The organism is Aestuariibaculum marinum (assembly GCF_014596975.1).
In the GTDB taxonomy this organism is placed as follows: domain Bacteria; phylum Bacteroidota; class Bacteroidia; order Flavobacteriales; family Flavobacteriaceae; genus Aestuariibaculum; species Aestuariibaculum marinum.
This window is the reverse complement of record NZ_JACVXD010000001.1, coordinates 398,282-417,802: the sequence shown is the minus strand read 5'-3', so window position 1 is coordinate 417,802 and position 19,521 is coordinate 398,282. Positions and strand designations below refer to the sequence as shown.

Sequence of the window (19,521 nt, the reverse complement as noted above, 5' to 3'; positions counted from 1 at the left end):
AGGGTACGCGTGAAAAACTTTAACACATTTTTCCTATTTTTGCCCAAGAAATTTAATCAGCAAACTTTAAAGTGTGAAATTTACAGCAGAACAAATAGCAGGAATTTTAATGGGTGATGTCGTTGGAAATCCTGATGCTGAAGTGTCTAAACTTTCTAAAATAGAAGAAGGGTCTGAAGGCTCTTTAACGTTTTTAGCAAACCCGAAATATAAACACTACATATATACAACAAAGGCTTCTATTACCATTGTTAATAAGACCTTTGAACCAGAAGAAGAAATAGCCACTACGTTAATTAAAGTTGACGATGCGTATCTAGCTTTCTCGAAAATCCTAGAATATTATAACTCTGTTAAACTTAACAAAACAGGTATTGAACAACCTTCATTTATAGCAGAATCCGCAACTTGTGGAGATAATATTTATGTTGGTGCCTTCTCTTATATAGGTGAAAATGTAAAGATTGGGGAGAATGTTAAAATTTTTCCGAATTCATATATTGGAGATAATACAGTAATAGGGGATAACACTATCGTTTTTTCCGGTGCTAAAATATATTCAGAAACCATAATTGGAAATAATTGTGTTATTAATTCTGGTGCTATTATTGGCGCTGACGGATTTGGTTATGCACCTAACGAAAATGGAGGGTATAATAAAGTGCCTCAAACTGGAAATGTAATTATTGAAGATTATGTTGATGTTGGTGCAGCGACCACGATAGACAGGGCAACACTAGGCTCTACAATTATAAGAACCGGTGTTAAGTTGGATAATCAAATTCAAATAGCTCATAACGTTGAGATCGGTAAAAATACAGTTATTGCTGCCCAAACAGGAATTGCAGGATCTACCAAAATTGGAGAAAACTGTCAGATAGGAGGGCAGGTAGGTATTGCAGGACACATTGTAATTGGTAACAATGTAAAAGTTCAGGCGCAATCTGGTATAGCCAGAAAAGTAAAAGATAACGAAGTGTTGCAAGGGTCTCCTGCTATAACGCTAAGTGATTATAATAAGTCGTATGTTCACTTTAAGAACTTACCTAAGATTGTTAAAAACATTAATGATTTAGAAAAAAATAAATGGGAATAGTAGTTACTGAAACGAAACAAAAAACTATAGAGAAAGAAATTTCTTTAACTGGCGTTGGTTTACATACCGGTAAAGACGTTACATTAACGTTTAAACCTGCACCGGCTAATACAGGATTGGCTTTTAAACGTGTGGATTTAGAAGGGGCACCTGTAATTGAAGCTGACGCTAACTATGTTACAAATACCCAAAGAGGAACATGTTTAGAAAAAAACGGAGTTGCCATTCAAACTTCAGAGCATGTTTTAGCAGCTTTAATTGGTTTAGATATCGATAACGTTATTTTGGAGTTGAATGCTTCAGAACCTCCAATTATGGATGGCTCATCGAAGTTTTTTGTTGAAGCTATTGAAAAAGCTGGTATTGTAGAACAAGATGCTTTCCGTGAAGAGTTTGTAGTTACAGATATTGTATCATATATAGATGAAGATTCAGGAAGCGAAATTCTTGTTATGCCAGCTAATCAGTATCAAATTACTACCATGGTCGATTTTGGTACTAAAGTTTTAGGAACTCAAAATGCGACTTTAAATCAGGTTTCAGATTTTAAAGAAGAAATATCTACGTCTAGAACATTTAGTTTTTTACACGAAATTGAAATGCTTTTAGAACATGGCTTAATTAAAGGTGGTGATTTAAATAACGCAATCGTTTATGTAGATAAACCGTTGTCTCCTGAAACTATGGAGAAATTAAAAGTTGCGTTTAAAAAAGATGCTATTGCTGTTAAGCCAAACGGAATTTTAGATAACTTAACATTACATCATCCTAACGAAGCAGCAAGACATAAATTGCTAGATGTTGTTGGAGATTTAGCTTTAGTGGGAACTAAAATTAGAGGTAAAGTAATTGCTAATAAACCTGGTCACTTTATCAATACACAGTTCGCTAAAAAACTATCAAAAATTGTTAAAAACGAGCGTCGTAATAATGTGCCTAATATTGATTTGAATCAACCTCCATTAATGGATGTAACTCAAATTATGTCAATGTTACCACACAGGCAACCATTCTTATTAATCGATAAAGTTTTCGAACTTAGCGATCAGCATGTAACAGCTACCAAGAATGTGACTATGAATGAAGAGTTCTTTAAAGGTCACTTCCCGGGAGCACCGGTTATGCCTGGGGTGTTAATCGTTGAAGCCATGGCGCAAACAGGAGGTATTTTAGTGTTAAGTACTGTGCCGGACCCTGAAAATTACTTAACATTCTTCATGAAAATGGATAATGTTAAATTCAAACAAAAAGTATCTCCAGGTGATACGTTAATATTTAAATGTACGTTAATAACACCTATTAGAAGAGGTATTTGCCACATGCAGGGATATGCGTATGCTAATGGAAAATTATGCGCAGAAGCAGAGCTTATGGCGCAGATATCTAAAGTAAAATAAACTTTTAAAGACAAAACTGAACAAATGAATCAACCTCTTGCATACGTTCATCCGGGCGCTAAAATCGCAAAAAATGTTGTAATAGAACCTTTTGCAACCATTCATAATAATGTAGTTATAGGTGAAGGGACCTGGATAGGAAGTAATGTAACTATTATGGAAGGTGCTCGTATTGGAAAAAACTGTAACATCTTTCCTGGTGCGGTTATTTCGGCAGTTCCACAAGATTTAAAATACAACGATGAAGATACGACGGTAGAAATTGGTGATAATGTAACCATTAGAGAATGCGTTACGATTAACCGAGGAACTACAGATAGAATGAAAACCGTTATTGGTAACAACTGTTTAATCATGGCGTACTGTCACGTTGCTCATGATTGTATCGTTGGAAATAACTGTATTTTCTCGAACAATAGCACCTTAGCAGGTCATATTACAGTAGGAGACTATGTTGTTTTAGCAGGTATGGCCGCGGTACATCAATTTGTATCTATTGGAAATCATTCCTTTGTTACCGGTGGGTCCTTAGTTCGTAAAGATGTGCCTCCGTTTGTGAAAGCGGCAAGAGAGCCATTGTCTTATGTTGGGATTAATTCTGTTGGGTTAAGACGTCGCGGATTTAGCACTGATAAGATCAGAGAAATACAAGATATTTATAGAATCCTTTACCAAAAGAATTACAATAATACCCAAGCAGCTGAAATTATTGAAGCTGAAATGGAGGCCACTCCAGAACGTGATGAGATTCTTCAGTTTATTAAAGATTCTCAGCGCGGTATTATGAAAGGATACTTCAAAGCAAATTAATAAAAATTAAAATCAATTATTAGATACATATATTATGGCAGTTACAACGAGTGATATTAGAAACGGATTATGCTTAAGATATAACAACGACATTTACAAAATTGTTGAGTTTTTACATGTTAAACCAGGTAAAGGTCCTGCTTTCGTTAGAACAAAATTAAAAAGTGTAACAACAGGAAAAGTGCTAGATAATACTTTTTCTGCAGGGCATAAATTAGATGATGTTCGTGTAGAAACCCATAAATTCCAGTTTTTATATAATGATGGGGAGTACTACCATTTTATGAATACTGAAGATTACACACAAATTCAATTAGTGGAAGCAGCGTTAGATAGTCCCGGATTAATGAAAGAAGGAGAAGTTGTTACTGTAATGATTAACACCGAAGATAACATGCCACTTTCTGTTGAAATGCCAGCAAGTGTTATCTTAGAAGTTACAGCGACAGAGCCTGGAGTTAAAGGAAATACAGCAACTAATGCTACAAAACCTGCTACAGTTGAAACAGGAGCTATTGTAAATGTACCTTTATTTATCAACGAGGGTGATAAAATTAAAGTTGAAACAGAAAAAGGAACGTATAAAGAACGCGTTAAAGAATAATTTCAGTTGAAATTTCCAAATCCATATACATTAAAACAAATAGCTCAATTAATCGATTGTGAATTTGTTGGGGATGATGATTTTCCTGTTTTAGGAATGAACGAAATACATGTTGTCGAACCTGGTGATATTGTATTTGTCGATCATCCAAAATATTACGATAAAGCTTTAAATTCTGCAGCTACTATTGTTTTAATAAACAAAGAAGTTGAGTGTCCTGAAGGTAAAGCGTTGTTGGTAAGTGACGATCCTTTTAGAGACTTCAATAAGCTTACGAATCATTTCAAACCTTTTAAAGTTGCAAATGCTCAGATTTCCGATTCTGTAAAAATAGGAGAAGGGACTGTAATTCAACCAAATTGCTTTATCGGGCACAATGTTGTTATTGGTAAAAACTGTGTCATTCACTCCAATGTTAGTATTTATGATGATGCTGTAATTGGTGATAACGTAACAATTCACGCCAATACGGTTTTAGGAGCTAATGCGTTTTATTATAAAAAGCGTCCGGAAGGGTTCGATCGTTTAAAATCCAGTGGACGTGTGGTTATTCAGGACAACGTGGATATTGGAGCTTCTTGTACCATAGATCGAGGTGTAACAGGAGATACGATAATTAGTGAAGGTTCTAAATTAGATAACCTAATTCAAATTGGTCATGATACTGTAGTTGGGAAAAAATGTTTGATTGCTTCTCAAGCTGGAATTGCAGGTTGCGTAGTTATTGAAGACGAAGTGACTATTTGGGGGCAAGTAGGTTGTGCTAGTGGTATCACTATTGGTACTAAGGCTGTAGTTCATGCGCAAGCCGGTATTAGTAAATCGTTAGCCGGACATAAAACCTACTGGGGAACACCTGCTCAGGAAGCTAAAGAACACTTAAAAGGTTTGGCTTTAGTGAAACAAATTCCTAAGGTTTTAGAAGAATTAAAAACTAAAAAATAAATTAAAAATGCTGCTGAAAGTATGTTTCAAAAATGTATTTTTGTGCAGCTTTATTCAAAATAATAAGAAAAAATGAGTGTTTTAGTAAACAAAGATTCAAAAATAATAGTTCAAGGGTTTACTGGAAGTGAAGGTACTTTCCACGCAAGCCAAATGATTGAATACGGAACGAATGTAGTAGGCGGTGTTACTCCAGGTAAAGGAGGACAAACACACTTAGACAAGCCTGTTTTTAATACAGTAAAAGACGCTGTAGATCAGGTAGGGGCCGATACTACTATTATTTTTGTACCGCCAGCTTTTGCTGCTGATGCGATTATGGAAGCTGCTGATGCAGGGATTAAAGTAATTATCACAATTACTGAAGGTATTCCTGTTGCAGATATGATTACGGCATCAAACTACATTAAAGATAAAGACTGTCGTTTAATTGGTCCTAACTGTCCAGGTGTTATCACCCCAGGTGAAGCTAAAGTTGGTATCATGCCAGGATTTGTATTTAAGCAAGGAAAAGTAGGTATTGTTTCTAAATCGGGTACTTTAACGTATGAAGCGGCAGACCAAGTTGGAAAACAAGGTTTAGGTATCACTACAGCTATTGGTATTGGTGGAGATCCAATTATTGGAACAACTACAAAAGAAGCTGTTGAATTATTAATCAACGATCCAGCAACAGAAGCTGTGGTTATGATTGGTGAAATTGGAGGTCAGTTAGAAGCAGACGCTGCAAAATGGTACAAAGAAAGCGGAAGTAAAAAACCTGTTGTTGGTTTTATTGCTGGTGAAACTGCTCCAGCAGGTCGTACAATGGGACACGCTGGTGCTATTGTAGGAGGTAGTGATGACACTGCTCAGGCTAAAAAGAAAATTATGAGAGAATGTGGAATTCACGTAGTGGATTCTCCAGCTGAAATAGGTAAGAAGGTTGCTGAAGTTTTAGGATAATCTCTCTAAACATATCATAAAAACCTCGCAATAATTTGTGAGGTTTTTTATTTGTTACAACTTGTATTTGTTATATTTGAATTAAGGAATTAACGAAAAAAACATTTGGACTCTACTTTAAGAGTCGCTTAGAAATAAATTAATCACAATGAAATTATTAGAAGGTAAAACCGCCATAATCACTGGAGCTAGTAGAGGTATTGGTAAAGGTATTGCGCAAGTTTTTGCAGCACAAGGTGCTAATGTTGCGTTTACATATAGTTCGTCTGTAGAAGCGGCTAACGAGCTTGAAAAAGAATTAAACGATTTAGGTGTAAAAGCTAAAGGTTATAAAAGTAATGCAGCTAGTTTTGAAGAGGCTCAAAAGCTGGCTGAAGATGTAGTTGCGGAATTTGGTAGTATCGATGTATTAGTAAACAATGCAGGGATTACTAAAGACAACTTATTAATGCGTATCTCCGAAGAGGATTTCGACACAGTCATTGAGGTAAACTTAAAGTCGGTTTTCAATATGACTAAAGCTGTACAACGCACAATGTTAAAGCAACGTGGGGGTTCTATCATCAATATGAGTTCTGTTGTTGGTGTAAAAGGTAATGCTGGTCAAACCAACTATGCGGCTTCAAAAGCTGGAATCATCGGATTCTCTAAATCTGTGGCTTTAGAATTAGGATCAAGAAACATTCGTAGTAACGTAGTTGCTCCTGGTTTCATTGAAACTGAAATGACGGCTAAATTAGACGAAGAAGTGGTTAAAGGTTGGAGAGCTGGTATCCCATTAAAACGTGGTGGTACTCCTGATGACGTCGCTAATGTGTGTGTGTTCTTAGCTAGTGATATGAGTGCATACGTTACAGGCCAAACGTTAAACGTTGACGGTGGAATGTTAACTTAATTTCCATTTCCGCTACTGCGGAAATCTCACTTTTAAACTTTATGTAAATTAATGAGTTCTGAAACTCTGGTATACATCATAATTTCTGGAATTGCTGCTTTATTGATAGCAGGATTTCAGTATTATAAAAACAAAAAAGGCATGTCTAAATTGAACATGCTTTTTTTGTTTCTACGCTTCACAACTATTTTTTCGATTCTTTTATTGCTAATCAACCCTAAATTTGAGCAAGTTGTTTTATCGGTAGAAAAGCCAAACTTGGTCATTGCGATTGATAATTCAGCTTCCGTAGAATATTTAGGTCATGACGAAGAAGTAAAAACACTCTTCAATCAAATAAAGAATAACAGTAAGTTAAGTGATAAATTCAATTTAAGTGTTTATAACTTTGGTAATCGTTTAAACCCTTCAGATTCGCTTTCTTTTAATGAGAAAGAAACAAATATAAGTAACGTATTCTCTCAGTTATCAGAAATTTATAAACAAAGTACAGCGCCTACAATACTAATAACAGATGGTAATCAAACTTATGGTAACAACTATGAATTTGATTATATGAATTATAAACAACCTATTTACCCTGTTGTTTTAGGAGATACAATAACTTACACCGATTTAAAAATTCAACAACTTAATGTAAATAAGTATGCCTATTTAAAAAATAAATTTCCAGTAGAAACTATTTTAGTGTATAATGGTAATGGGTCGGTAAAATCTGATTTTAGTGTAACGCGAGGAAGTGCAGTTGTGTATTCAGAAACCGTTAATTTTTCGAAAGAAAATAATTCTAAAATTATCAAATTCACCTTACCAGCAAATCAGGTTGGTGTGCAAGCCTATAATGCAACATTAAAATCTTTGGATTCGGAAAAAAACAAGATAAACAATTCTAAAAATTTTGCGGTTGAAGTTATAGATCAAAAAACGAAAGTAGCTATTGTTAGTGATATTGTTCATCCTGATTTAGGAGCCTTAAAAAAGAGTATTGAAAGTAATGAGCAACGTTCAGTTTCGCTTTTTAATCCTAATTCAATTTTAGATGAAATAAATGATTTTCAATTAATTATATTGTATCAACCAAACACCAAGTTTAAAGAGTTAATTGAACAATTGGATGCTGAGAATAAAAATAGATTTGTTATTGTTGGACCTAAGACCGATATCGAATTTTTAAACAATATCACCAAAAGTTATGAATTTGAAATTACTTATAATACGGAGGATTATCAAGCTGTTCTAGATAAGAACTATACACCGTTTTTGGTTGATGATATTTCCTTCGAAACTTTTCCTCCATTGCATTCTTATTATAGTTCTTTGATTACTTTGGTGCCCTTTGAAACCATTTTACAAAAGAACCTTAACGGTATAGATGTTGGAGAGCCATTGTTGGGAACTTTTGAAACACAGGGGAGACGAGAAGCCTTGTTATTAGGTGAAAATATTTGGCAGTGGCGTGCCCAGAGTTATGTTGAATCCAAATCCTTTAACGGTTTCGATAATTTCTTTAATAAATTGATTCAATATTTAGCCTCCAATAAGTTAAAAAGTAGGTTAAATGTCGACTATCAGTCGTTTTACAATGGTTCCGGAGGTGTTATTATAACCGCTGAGTATTTCGATAAGAATTATGTTTTTGATGAACGTGAAACTCTAAATATAACGGTAATAAATAAAGAATCTAATGAATCTAAAACATTTCCGCTTATACTTAAAGGAAATAATTACGAGGTGAATTTGAGTAGTTTGCCACCTTCTGAATATACTTTTACGGTTGAGGCTGAAGAAGCCAATATCTCAAAATCAGGGAGTTTTACGATTCTCGAATATAATGTGGAGCAACAATTTTTAAATGCCGATGTAACAAAACTTCAAAATTTAGCTACTAATAGTTCTGGTAAGGCTTATTTTATTGCAGATACTAATGATTTAGTTAATGATTTACTAAGTGATTCAAGGTATAGCGCGATTCAAAAAAGCCATAAAAATAGCTTACCTTTAATAGATTGGAAATATTTATTGATCATTATAGCCTTAAGTTTAAGCGCTGAGTGGTTTTTAAGAAAATATAACGGATTAATTTAAACTAAAATAAATAATGGAAAAATTGCCAAAAATAGCATTGCCTATAGTTGTTATAGCAATCATAATTATTGTCGTATTGTCTAAATCAGCCGTAACCATTGGTTCCGGGGAGGCGGGTGTATTATATAAAACATTTGGAGGTGGTGTAGTTACCGATGAGCCACCTTTAGAAGAAGGATTTCACATTGTTGCGCCTTGGAATAAAGTGTTTGTTTATGAAGTGCGTCAGCAGGAGAAGTTGGAAAAAATGAATGTATTATCATCTAACGGATTAGATATTAAATTGGAAGCATCTGTATGGTTTCAGCCTAAATACAATCAGTTAGGCAAACTTCATCAGGAAAAAAGTGAGCAATATATAGATCGTGTACTGCTGCCTGCAATTCGGTCTGCGGCAAGAAGTGTTGTAGGTCGTTATACACCAGAGCAATTGTATTCCAGTAAACGTGATGCAATTCAGCAGGAAATATTTGAAGAAACTCAAAAAATTGTGGATGATCAGTATATCCAATTAAACGAGGTTTTAGTTCGCGATGTAACCTTGCCTCCAACAATTAAAGACGCTATTGAGCGTAAATTAAAACAAGAGCAAGAGTCTTTAGAATATGAGTTCCGTTTAGTGACTGCTCAAAAAGAAGCCGAAAAAGTGATTATTGAAGCTCAGGGAAAGGCTGATGCAAACAGAATTTTAAGCGCTTCATTAACCGATAAAATTCTTCAGGACAAAGGTATTGAAGCAACAGTTAAGTTGTCGGAATCGCCAAATAGTAAAGTGATTGTTATTGGTTCGGGAGATAGCGGTATGCCTATCATTTTAGGAAATCAATAAAAGGCTATTTAATAGATTATTTAACATTGTCTTTTAATTTTGAATTTTAATTAAAAGAATGTTGTGAAAACTTTTAAATATTAAATACTGAAAAAAAATAATCGCATTATTTGGAATTAATAGTTTTTATTTCAAATATTTGTGAAAACAAAACGAAATTTTAATGAAATTTATTCAAAATCATCATCATCATTTTCAAATTTGCTCTCAGGCGAAGTGAAAATGTATTGAATAAATTCAACATATTTTAGAACCCGTTTGAGACAATCAAGCGGGTTTTTTATTTAAAAACCAACTATTGTCTTAAACTCAGAAAAACAAACTAATGAGTAAATTACGAATTGCAGTTCAAAAATCTGGTCGTCTACACGACGAATCTATGGAATTACTAAAAAACATTGGTATTTCTATCGACAACGGAAAAGATCAATTAAAAGCTTCTGCTCGCAACTTTCCAGTAGAGGTATTTTATTTAAGGAATGGAGATATTCCCCAATACCTAAAAGATGGTGTGGTTGATGCAGCTATTATAGGCGAAAATGTATTGATTGAAAAAGGGGAAGGTATTGGTGTTGCAGAAAAACTTGGTTTTTCAACGTGTCGTGTTTGCATTGCTGTGCCAAAATCTATGAAATACAACGGTCTTACCGATTTAGAAGGAAAGCGTATTGCCACATCTTACCCGAATACGGTACAAAAATATCTAGATCTTAAAGGTGTTTCTGCTAATATTCATATCATTAACGGATCGGTTGAAATTGCCCCAAATATTGGGCTTTCAGAAGCAATCTGCGATATTGTTTCAAGTGGAAGTACACTGTTTAAAAACAATTTAAAAGAGGTGGAAACCTTATTAAAATCTGAAGCGGTTTTAGCTGTGTCTCCTGTTTTAAGTGAAGAAAAACAGGCTATTTTAGATAAGATTCAATTTAGAATCCAGTCGGTTTTAAAAGGAAGAGAGTCAAAATACGTATTACTAAACGCACCAAACGATAAAGTTCAGGATATTATTAATGTGCTGCCAGGAATGAAAAGTCCAACGGTTTTACCTTTGGCTCAGGAAGGCTGGAGTTCAATACACTCGGTAATTAGTAAAAATGAATTTTGGGATGTTATTGATGAGCTAAAAGCAAAGGGTGCACAAGGTATTTTGGTTTGTCCTATTGAAAAAATGGTACTTTAATTCTCAATATTATGAAGATAATTAGTAACCCTGAAAAATCAGAGTGGGCAGAAGTTTTAAAACGACCGACGCAGACTGTTGATGATATTGAAGCTACTGTAAATAAAATATTTAACGAAATTCGTCAGGAAGGGGATGTTGCTATTAAAAAGTATACACAACAATTTGATGGTGTAAATCTAGATTCAAATGTTGTTACTGAAATTGAAATAGAAGATGCTGTTAATGCGGTTTCTAAAGATTTGAAGCAAGCAATAGTTCAGGCGAAGCAAAATATTGAAGCCTTTCATGCCGCTCAAAAAACATCCAAGCTTAAAGTTGAAACTGCAGACGGAGTAGTTTGTTGGCAGGAAAAAAGACCTATACAAAAAGTAGGGTTGTATATTCCTGGTGGAACGGCTCCACTATTTTCAACAGTATTAATGTTGGCTGTTCCAGCTCAAATTGCGGGATGTAAAGAGATTGTTTTATGTTCACCACCTAACAAAGAAGGAAAATTAGCTAACGAAATTTTATTTGCGGCACAACTTTGTGGGGTGACTAAAATTGTAAAAGCTGGTGGTATTCAGGCGATTGCAGGCTTAACCTTTGGAACGGAGATTATACCTCAAGTTTATAAAATTTTCGGACCAGGAAACCAGTTTGTAACTGTTGCAAAGCAGCTAGCTACTAAATTTGGTGTAGCTATCGATATGCCTGCAGGACCAAGTGAATTACTTGTTGTTGCTGATAAAACGGGAAACCCAGCTTACATCGCGTCAGATTTACTAAGTCAGGCAGAACATGGTACGGATAGTCAGGTAATTTTAGTATCAACGTCTAAAGATGTCATTGAAAAAGTATCTGAAGAAGTTGAACAACAACTTAATGTGCTTCCGCGTAAAGCAATAGCTGAAAAATCCATCGCGAATTCGAAACTGATTTATGTTGAAAGTGATGACGTTGCTTTAGAGTTAATTAATGAATATGGACCAGAGCACTTTATTATTTGCACTAAAAATGAAGAGTTTTATATAAATGGAATTGCAAATGCGGGTTCTGTATTTATCGGTGATTACACGCCAGAAAGTGCGGGTGATTACGCTTCTGGAACCAATCATACTTTACCAACCAACGGTTTTTCAAAAGCGTATTCTGGAGTCAATTTAGATAGTTTCCAAAAGAGTATGACGTTTCAAAAAATTTCTAAAGAAGGCTTGCTGAATATTGGAAACACTATCGAGCAAATGGCGGAAGCAGAAGGATTGCAAGCCCATAAAAACGCAGTGTCAATTCGATTAAAGGATATAGAATAATGGATATAAAAGAGTTATTAAGACCGACCATTAAGGCGCTAAAGCCGTATTCTTCTGCTCGTGATGAGTTTCAGGGCGCTACTGATAATATGGTGTTTTTAGACGCTAACGAAAATCCGTTTGAGAATGGGGTTAACCGGTATCCAGATCCGTTACAACGCGCTTTAAAATCGCTTTGGTCAGAAATAAAAGGTGTGCCAACGAAAAATATCATGTTCGGAAATGGAAGCGATGAAGTGTTAGATTTGATTTACAGAGCGTTTTGTGAACCTAATCAGGATAATGTCATTACCTTACCACCAACATACGGAATGTATGAGGTGTTAGCTAATTTAAACGCCATTGGTATTAAGAAAGTTAACTTAGATGCAAATTTTCAACCAAAAGTTGATGAAATTTTAAGCGTTGTAGACGAGAACAGTAAACTGTTGTTTATTTGTTCACCAAACAATCCATCAGGCAATAGCTTTAATGCTCAGGCTATTGAAAAATTAGTTTCAGAATTTCAAGGAATTGTCGTTATTGACGAAGCTTACATCGACTTTTCAAAAGAAGAAAGCTGGGTGTCTAAATTAGACTTGTACCCTAATTTAATTGTTACTCAAACGGTTTCTAAAGCTTATGCTATGGCAGGAATCCGCTTAGGAATATGTTATGCATCGACTGAAATAATTTCAGTGTTAAATGCTATAAAACCGCCATACAACATCAATGAGTTGACTCAGAAAAAGGCTATTGAATTACTAAGTGTAAAAGATATAGCTACAAATCAGATTCAGGATATTCTTTCGGAAAGAGAAAAATTAGTAAAAGCATTACAATCTGTTAATTACATTTCTAACATTTACCCAACCGATGCCAATTTTGTATTGGTAAAAGTTGATGATGCCAATAAACGTTATAATCAGCTCATTGAAAAAGGCATCGTTATTCGAAACCGAACCACGCAACCGGGTTGCGTAAACACCTTAAGATTAACGGTTGGAACCCCAACCGAAAACAAAATATTAATAGATACCTTAAAATCTATATAATGAAAAAAGTATTATTTATAGACCGCGATGGTACATTGGTTTTAGAGCCACCTGTAGATTATCAGTTAGATAGTTTAAAGAAATTGGAGTTCTATCCAAAAGTATTTCAATATATGGCTAAAATCGCCAGTGAATTAGATTACGAACTGGTTATGGTAACCAATCAGGATGGCTTAGGAACCGATTCATTTCCTGAGGATACCTTCTGGCCGGCACAAAATAAAATTATAAATGCTTTTGCTAAAGAAGGAATTGAGTTTGCTGATATACACATTGATAAAACCTTTCCTCATGAGAATGCACCAACGCGTAAGCCAAGAACCGGCTTATTAACCAAATATTTTTCTGAAGATTATGATTTAGAAAATTCTTTTGTATTAGGTGATCGTATTACCGATATGGAATTGGCAAAGAATCTTGGAGCAAAAGGGATTTATCTTTCTGAAGACCCGAATCTTGGAGCAGATGAAATAGAAACATCAAAACAGGAAATATATGATGCCATAGCCTTAACGTCTACCGATTGGAAAGAGATTTACGAGTTTTTAAAACTGAAGGATCGTATAGCTGAAATTACCAGAAACACGAATGAAACCAAGATTTATATCAAGCTGAATTTAGACGGTTCAGGTAAAAACGATATCGATACCGGTTTGTCATTTTTCGATCATATGTTAGATCAGATCGGTCGTCATGGTGCTATGGATTTGACGATTAAAGTCGATGGCGATTTAGAGGTTGATGAGCATCACACCATTGAAGACACCATGATTGCTTTAGGAGAAGTATTTAGTAAAGCGCTTGGTAATAAATTAGGCATTGAACGTTATGGTTTCTGTTTACCAATGGATGATTGTTTGGCTCAGGTCGCTGTAGATTTTGGTGGACGTAACTGGTTAGAGTGGGATGCCGAATTTAAACGTGAAAAAATAGGCGATATGCCAACCGAAATGTTCTTTCACTTGTTTAAATCGTTTACTGATGGAGCTAAATGCAACTTAAATGTAAAAGCCGAAGGGGTAAATGAACATCACAAAATCGAAGGTATTTTTAAAGCCTTTGCTAAAGCGATGAAAATGGCGGTAAAACGAGATTCAAATAAAATGTTTTTACCATCAACCAAAGGAATGTTATAAATGAAATTAGTTATAATAAATTACGGAGCAGGAAACATTAAAAGTATTCAGTTTGCTTTTAAGCGACTGGGTGTTGATGCCATATTATCAAACAATCCTGAAGAAATTCTTGCTGCCGATAAAATCATATTTCCTGGTGTAGGAGAGGCTAGTAGTGCTATGGCCATGCTTAAGGAAACAGGATTAGATCAACTCATCCCTAAATTAAAACAACCGGTTTTAGGGATTTGCTTAGGGATGCAGTTGCTTTGTGAATTCACCGAAGAAGGGAATACTAAGGGGCTTGGTGTGTTTAAAACGGTTGTAAAACGTTTTGACAACCCCGTTAAAGTGCCTCAAATGGGTTGGAATATTATTAAAGAGCTGAAATCTAAATTATTCAAAGGCATTAAAGAAAAGGAATATATGTATTTAGTGCATAGTTATTATGCTGAACATTGCCCTGAAACCATTGCAACCACAGATTATGGTTTAAACTATGCTTCGGCTTTGCAACATAAAAACTTTTACGGCGTGCAGTTTCATCCGGAAAAGAGTAGCTTAGCTGGAGAACAAATTTTAAAAAACTTTTTAGAACTATAACATGAGAATTATACCAGCCATAGATATTATAGATGGGAAATGTGTCCGTCTAACCAAAGGTGATTACGACACAAAAAAAGTGTACAACGAGAATCCGTTAGAAGTTGCTAAAATGTTTGAAGATGCAGGTATTCAGTATTTGCATTTAGTTGATTTAGATGGCGCAAAGGCGCAGCATATTGTTAATTACAAGGTTTTGGAGCAGATTGCATCAAAAACTAAGCTAAAGGTAGATTTTGGCGGCGGATTAAAAACTAATGAAGATTTACACATTGCCTTTAATTCAGGAGCCCGACAAATTACAGGAGGCAGTATTGCTGTAAAAGACGCTAAGACTTTTGAAGGTTGGATTTCAAAATACGGATTTGAAAAAATTATTCTGGGTGCCGACAGTAATGCGGGAAAAATAGCGATTAGCGGATGGCAGGAAGATAGTCAGGAAGAGCTGATTCCTTTTATAAAAGGTTATCAGAAAAAGGGCATTCAATATGTGATTTGTACAGATATTTCCAAAGATGGTATGCTACAAGGGCCTTCAGTAGATTTATATAAAGAAATTATTGCTGAATGTTCAAGCGCGAGTAACGGTCAATCAGTGAAATTAATTGCTTCAGGAGGTATTTCAATTATTGATGAATTGCCGGTTTTAAAAGAATTGGGTTGCGAAGGTGTTATTATTGGTAAGGCGATTTACGAAAACAGAATCACCTTAAAACAACTCGAAAAATTTATATAGTATGCTAACAAAACGAATAGTTCCTTGCTTAGATATTAAAAACGGACGCACTGTAAAAGGTGTAAATTTCGTCGATTTACGCGATGCGGGAGATCCGGTAGAATTAGCGAAACAATATGCCGAAGTTGGAGCTGATGAATTGGTGTTTTTAGATATTGCAGCTACTTTAGAAGGTCGTGCAACAACCTTAGATATGGTGTTGCGTGTTGCCGAACAAGTAAATATTCCATTTACCGTTGGTGGTGGAATTTCTTCGGTAGAACACGTAGATGCTTTGCTTCAGTGTGGTGCAGATAAGGTCTCTATCAACTCTTCAGCAGTTAAACGCCCGGAACTGGTTAATGAATTAGCCGATAAATTCGGGAGCCAATGCGTCGTAGTAGCGATTGATGCTAAGCAGATTGACGGGAATTGGAAAGTACATTTGGCCGGCGGGAGTATCCCAACAGATATCGATTTATTTGAATGGGCTAAAGAGGTTGAAGACCGCGGCGCTGGTGAAATTTTATTTACTTCTATGGATCACGACGGTACCAAAAACGGATTTGCAAATGAAGCTTTAGCTAAACTTTCAGAGGAATTAAACATTCCGATTATTGCTTCTGGAGGCGCTGGTAATGTACAGCATTTTGTTGATACGTTTATTGAAGGAAAAGCGGATGCTGCTTTGGCTGCCAGTGTGTTTCACTTTGGTGAGATCCCAATCCCGGAATTAAAAAAAGAATTAAAAGAACATAATATAGAAGTACGATTATGACTATAAAATATGACGATAACGGACTTGTTCCAGCTATTATTCAGGATGCCACAACAAAAACCGTGTTGATGTTGGGGTATATGAATGAGGATGCTTATCAGAAAACTTTAGAAACAAAAAAAGTAACCTTTTTCAGTAGAAGTAAACAACGTTTATGGACTAAAGGTGAGGAAAGTGGTAACTTTTTAAACTTGGTTTCTATTAAAAATGACTGTGACAATGATACCTTGTTGATTCAAGTGAATCCTGCCGGGCCAACTTGTCACAAAGGAACAGATAACTGTTGGGGAGAAGAAAATCAGTCTTCTTACGGATTCTTTTCAACTTTGGAAGAGGTTATTAAAGAGCGCGTTGAAAATAAGGATACTAGCAAATCTTATGTAGCAAGTTTATTTTCAAAAGGTATTAATAAAGTTGCGCAAAAAGTAGGAGAGGAGGCTGTGGAGACAGTAATTGAAGCTATGGATAATAATGATGAATTATTCTTATATGAATCGGCAGATTTATTGTTTCATTACCTCATGTTGTTGCAAGCTAAAGGATTCACTTTAAAAGATATTGAAACCGAATTAAAAAGCAGACACAAATAAATTAAAAAAGCCTCAGAACTAATCAGAGGCTTTTTTTGTAAGTTTTTTTAAGTAATCCAACGTTTTGAAACGGCTTTCTTTGAGAACCAAACCAAAAAAGCGGCAAATACTATAATGCTAATGGTCATTCCTAAATTATCTGAATGCCCTGAGAATAGAAAATACCCCATTTGAATAATAACAGCTACAAATGAAATGAGTAATAATGAATACGCCCATTTTTTTCTCAGCAACAAGCCTAAACTACCTATGGCTGCAGTGAAAACTGCAATCGCAAAAGCAGCGGTTAACCAGGAAGGTAGTGTGGAGGCTAATTCAATTTGTTCTGTTGTCATAGATGCTTTCCATCTGTCTGTTTTGTAGGCTTGACCTATGTATTGATCAACCCCCATAATATTCCATAAAAGAGCAATAACACTCACAACCCAAAACCAAAACGGTGGCTTTTCTTTTAAACTTGTCATAATAATCGGTTTGTTAGTTAGTAATTATACTATACAATTTATAAAAATTTTGTCATAACTGATAAAATAAGTTTACTTTGCCCGCGGATTAAACATAGTGATGAAAAAATATTTTTACCTAATCACCATTCAATATTTGGGCTATCGGTTTCATGGTTGGCAAAAGCAACCTGATGTTAAAACTTTGCATTTAATGGTAGATCGTACTTTGAATTTTATTTTAGACGGAAAACGGTTTAAAAGTTTAAGTTCAGGAAGAACCGATGCAATGGTGTCGGCAGAATGTGCTGCATTTGAATTATTTTTATCGGAACCCTTAGAGGATATGCAGGAATTTTTAGGATTGTTTAATTATAATCTACCTCAGGATATTCGGGCTTTAGATATCAAAGAAGTTGATGCTAAGTTTAATATTATTAATCATTCTAAAATAAAGGAATACCTGTATTTATTTACGTTTGGTGAAAAATGTCATCCGTTTTGCGCTCCGATTATGACAACGATTCTCGATGATTTGGATATCGAATTAATGAAGGAAGGTGCTAAATTGTTCCAAGGAGAACATTATTTCAAATCCTACTGCTTTAAGCCTACCGATAATGGGATATACAACCGTGAGATTATTACCTGTGAGATTGTTGAAAATGATATTTATACAGCGAATTATTTTCCAAAAGAATCTTATGTACTTCGGGTAAAAGGAAAAGGCTTTATGCGAAACCAAATCCGTTTAATGATGGGGACTTTAATCGATTTAGGTAAAGGCAAATTAACCCTAGAAGATATAAAACATAGTCTGCAGCAGGATGTATTTGTTAAAATGGAATATATTGCTCCGGCATCCGGTTTAATTCTTAATCATATAGAGTTTGAATAACCAATAGGCTTTTGTAACTTAGATTTAAATTTTTAAAATAACTCATATGAAAGTCGTACCAGAAACTGTATTTAATTTTTTTCAACAGTTAGAGCAAAATAATAACAGAGACTGGTTTAATGAGCATAAGAAAGAATTTAAATCCATAGAAAAGGATATCAAAAGCTTTTACAATAGTGTTTTAGAAGATTTAAAAAACCACGATGACATTGACAAACTTAAAATTTTTCGGATTTATCGTGACGTTCGTTTTTCTAAAAATAAATTACCTTATAAAACACATTTTGGAGGGACTTTTCACCGGGTTAAACCGCAGTTACGAGGTGGTTACTACATACATATTCAACCCGGTAATGAAAGTTTTATTGCTACAGGATTCTGGCAACCTGAGCCAGCCGACCTGCTTCGAATTCGAAAAGAATTTGAAGTAGATGCCAGTGAAATGAGAGATATTTTAAATAATAAAACCTTTAAATCTATTTGGGGCGACCTTGTTGGAGATGAAGTAAAAACAGCGCCCAAGGGTTTCAGTAAAGACCATGAAAACATCGACCTAATTAAGAAAAAACAATACATCTTTATAAAAAAATATACCGATGCTCAGGTTTTAGATGCTGGTTTTATTGATGATGTAAATATGGCATTTAAAGCAATTCGCCCATATTTTGATTATATGAGCGATGTGCTTACTACTAATTTAAACGGGGAAAGTTTGCTTTAAATCGCTTTAAGAATCTCGGGTTTTTCAAAAAGCTGTACATTATCGATTAATCGCTGTTTTACAAGATTCATCATACGTTTATTTAGTGCCGATGAGTTTTGAATGTAATTTATATACTCCTCAACCGTAAACATGCCAATAATCATACCTTTTAAAGAATTTCTAAATTTCATATCTTTAATTATAGCATTTTCAATGTAATCAATACGCTTTTCAATGGTTAAGCTGTAGAATACATTTTTGTGCTTGCTCACATAATTTAAAAAAACTTCATTCAATAAATTGTTCTGAAATTTAACAATAGGTCGCAATACTAAATTCTGAAAACGTTCGTCACTACTCATATTGTCGTTAATGGTAGTTGTTTTAAATTCAGGACGAATCTTTGTTAAGTTAAGCTGTCTATTATCCATAATTATAAGAGTTTTACTAAAATTATAGAATTAAAAAGCGCAATTGGTCGTGAAAAATTATAATTGTTAACGACTTTATTAACAAATCATATTTTTATCTTTATTCCAAAATTGAATTAAGAAGAAA

General features: G+C 34.7%; 21 protein-coding genes. 19 read left to right on the top strand and 2 right to left on the bottom strand.

The annotated features are described in order from the left end of the window. Nucleotides 1-73: 73 nt before the first annotated feature. The 17 genes from lpxD to hisIE all read left to right on the top strand — a co-directional run bounded on the left by lpxD (nucleotide 74) and on the right by hisIE (nucleotide 16,919). Nucleotides 74-1,096, top strand: coding sequence for a UDP-3-O-(3-hydroxymyristoyl)glucosamine N-acyltransferase (gene lpxD / locus ICJ85_RS01915; RefSeq protein WP_188222076.1), 1,023 nt, complete (start codon nucleotides 74-76; stop codon nucleotides 1,094-1,096). After that, entirely contained in the window at nucleotides 1,087-2,493 is a 1,407-nt protein-coding gene (locus ICJ85_RS01910) for a bifunctional UDP-3-O-[3-hydroxymyristoyl] N-acetylglucosamine deacetylase/3-hydroxyacyl-ACP dehydratase (RefSeq protein WP_188222075.1), read from the top strand. The genes lpxD and ICJ85_RS01910 overlap by 10 nt, the downstream gene beginning before the upstream one ends. 24 nt (nucleotides 2,494-2,517) lie before the next feature. Next, nucleotides 2,518-3,303 carry an acyl-ACP--UDP-N-acetylglucosamine O-acyltransferase gene (gene lpxA, locus ICJ85_RS01905; RefSeq protein ID WP_188222074.1) on the top strand — a complete coding sequence of 262 codons (786 nt, stop codon included), beginning with the start codon at nucleotides 2,518-2,520 and terminating at the stop codon, nucleotides 3,301-3,303. 34 nt (nucleotides 3,304-3,337) lie between these two features. Then, complete coding sequence (gene efp, locus ICJ85_RS01900) at nucleotides 3,338-3,907, top strand: elongation factor P (protein WP_188222073.1); 570 nt, start codon at nucleotides 3,338-3,340, stop codon at nucleotides 3,905-3,907. A 6-nt stretch (nucleotides 3,908-3,913) separates the two neighbouring features. Continuing rightward, nucleotides 3,914-4,852 (top strand): UDP-3-O-(3-hydroxymyristoyl)glucosamine N-acyltransferase, encoded by a 939-nt coding sequence (locus ICJ85_RS01895; protein ID WP_188222072.1) that lies wholly within the window; start codon nucleotides 3,914-3,916, stop codon nucleotides 4,850-4,852. 72 nt (nucleotides 4,853-4,924) lie between these two features. Continuing rightward, on the top strand, nucleotides 4,925-5,797 hold the full coding sequence (gene sucD, locus ICJ85_RS01890) for a succinate--CoA ligase subunit alpha (protein ID WP_188222071.1): 873 nt from the start codon (nucleotides 4,925-4,927) through the stop codon (nucleotides 5,795-5,797). A gap of 148 nt (nucleotides 5,798-5,945) precedes the next feature. After that, nucleotides 5,946-6,692 (top strand): 3-oxoacyl-[acyl-carrier-protein] reductase, encoded by a 747-nt coding sequence (fabG, locus tag ICJ85_RS01885; RefSeq protein WP_188222070.1) that lies wholly within the window; start codon nucleotides 5,946-5,948, stop codon nucleotides 6,690-6,692. Between the two features lie 51 nt (nucleotides 6,693-6,743). Next, a complete protein-coding gene (locus ICJ85_RS01880; RefSeq protein WP_188222069.1) occupies nucleotides 6,744-8,777 on the top strand; it encodes a VWA domain-containing protein in 2,034 nt (677 codons plus the stop codon). Between the two features lie 13 nt (nucleotides 8,778-8,790). Next, a complete protein-coding gene (locus ICJ85_RS01875) occupies nucleotides 8,791-9,606 on the top strand; it encodes a prohibitin family protein (protein WP_188222068.1) in 816 nt (271 codons plus the stop codon). A gap of 325 nt (nucleotides 9,607-9,931) precedes the next feature. Then, nucleotides 9,932-10,789, top strand: a complete 858-nt coding sequence (hisG, locus tag ICJ85_RS01870) for an ATP phosphoribosyltransferase (protein ID WP_188222067.1) — start codon at nucleotides 9,932-9,934, stop codon at nucleotides 10,787-10,789. Nucleotides 10,790-10,800: 11 nt separating this feature from the next. Next, nucleotides 10,801-12,084, top strand: coding sequence for a histidinol dehydrogenase (gene hisD / locus ICJ85_RS01865; protein ID WP_188222066.1), 1,284 nt, complete (start codon nucleotides 10,801-10,803; stop codon nucleotides 12,082-12,084). Further along, nucleotides 12,084-13,118 (top strand): histidinol-phosphate transaminase, encoded by a 1,035-nt coding sequence (gene hisC / locus ICJ85_RS01860; protein WP_188222065.1) that lies wholly within the window; start codon nucleotides 12,084-12,086, stop codon nucleotides 13,116-13,118. The genes hisD and hisC overlap by 1 nt, the downstream gene beginning before the upstream one ends. Further along, the gene (gene hisB, locus ICJ85_RS01855) at nucleotides 13,118-14,254 is read left to right on the top strand and encodes a bifunctional histidinol-phosphatase/imidazoleglycerol-phosphate dehydratase HisB (RefSeq protein WP_188222064.1); all 1,137 of its coding nucleotides are present in this window, start codon (nucleotides 13,118-13,120) and stop codon (nucleotides 14,252-14,254) included. The genes hisC and hisB overlap by 1 nt, the downstream gene beginning before the upstream one ends. After that, nucleotides 14,255-14,836 (top strand): imidazole glycerol phosphate synthase subunit HisH, encoded by a 582-nt coding sequence (gene hisH, locus ICJ85_RS01850; RefSeq protein WP_188222063.1) that lies wholly within the window; start codon nucleotides 14,255-14,257, stop codon nucleotides 14,834-14,836. Nucleotide 14,837: 1 nt separating this feature from the next. Beyond that, a complete protein-coding gene (gene hisA, locus ICJ85_RS01845; RefSeq protein ID WP_188222062.1) occupies nucleotides 14,838-15,572 on the top strand; it encodes a 1-(5-phosphoribosyl)-5-[(5-phosphoribosylamino)methylideneamino]imidazole-4-carboxamide isomerase in 735 nt (244 codons plus the stop codon). Nucleotide 15,573: 1 nt separating this feature from the next. Further along, complete coding sequence (gene hisF, locus ICJ85_RS01840) at nucleotides 15,574-16,329, top strand: imidazole glycerol phosphate synthase subunit HisF (protein ID WP_188222061.1); 756 nt, start codon at nucleotides 15,574-15,576, stop codon at nucleotides 16,327-16,329. Then, complete coding sequence (gene hisIE, locus ICJ85_RS01835; RefSeq protein WP_188222060.1) at nucleotides 16,326-16,919, top strand: bifunctional phosphoribosyl-AMP cyclohydrolase/phosphoribosyl-ATP diphosphatase HisIE; 594 nt, start codon at nucleotides 16,326-16,328, stop codon at nucleotides 16,917-16,919. Before hisF ends, hisIE begins: the two co-directional genes overlap by 4 nt. Nucleotides 16,920-16,966: 47 nt before the next feature. Here hisIE and ICJ85_RS01830 read toward each other — a convergent pair whose 3' ends face one another. Beyond that, nucleotides 16,967-17,383: a hypothetical protein gene (locus ICJ85_RS01830; protein ID WP_188222059.1), complete on the bottom strand. Its 417-nt coding sequence runs from the start codon at nucleotides 17,381-17,383 to the stop codon at nucleotides 16,967-16,969. Between the two features lie 100 nt (nucleotides 17,384-17,483). Here ICJ85_RS01830 and ICJ85_RS01825 point away from each other — a divergent pair, with 100 nt between their 5' ends. Together ICJ85_RS01825 and ICJ85_RS01820 are read left to right on the top strand one after the other, a co-directional pair. Beyond that, nucleotides 17,484-18,260, top strand: coding sequence for a tRNA pseudouridine synthase A (locus tag ICJ85_RS01825; protein WP_188222058.1), 777 nt, complete (start codon nucleotides 17,484-17,486; stop codon nucleotides 18,258-18,260). A 46-nt stretch (nucleotides 18,261-18,306) separates the two neighbouring features. After that, the gene (locus tag ICJ85_RS01820; RefSeq protein ID WP_188222057.1) at nucleotides 18,307-18,981 is read left to right on the top strand and encodes a DUF2461 domain-containing protein; all 675 of its coding nucleotides are present in this window, start codon (nucleotides 18,307-18,309) and stop codon (nucleotides 18,979-18,981) included. Here the strand turns inward: ICJ85_RS01820 and ICJ85_RS01815 are convergent. Beyond that, nucleotides 18,978-19,394, bottom strand: a complete 417-nt coding sequence (locus ICJ85_RS01815) for a glyoxalase (RefSeq protein ID WP_188222056.1) — start codon at nucleotides 19,392-19,394, stop codon at nucleotides 18,978-18,980. The two genes, ICJ85_RS01820 and ICJ85_RS01815, sit on opposite strands and share 4 nt — an antisense overlap. Nucleotides 19,395-19,521 lie beyond the last annotated feature (127 nt).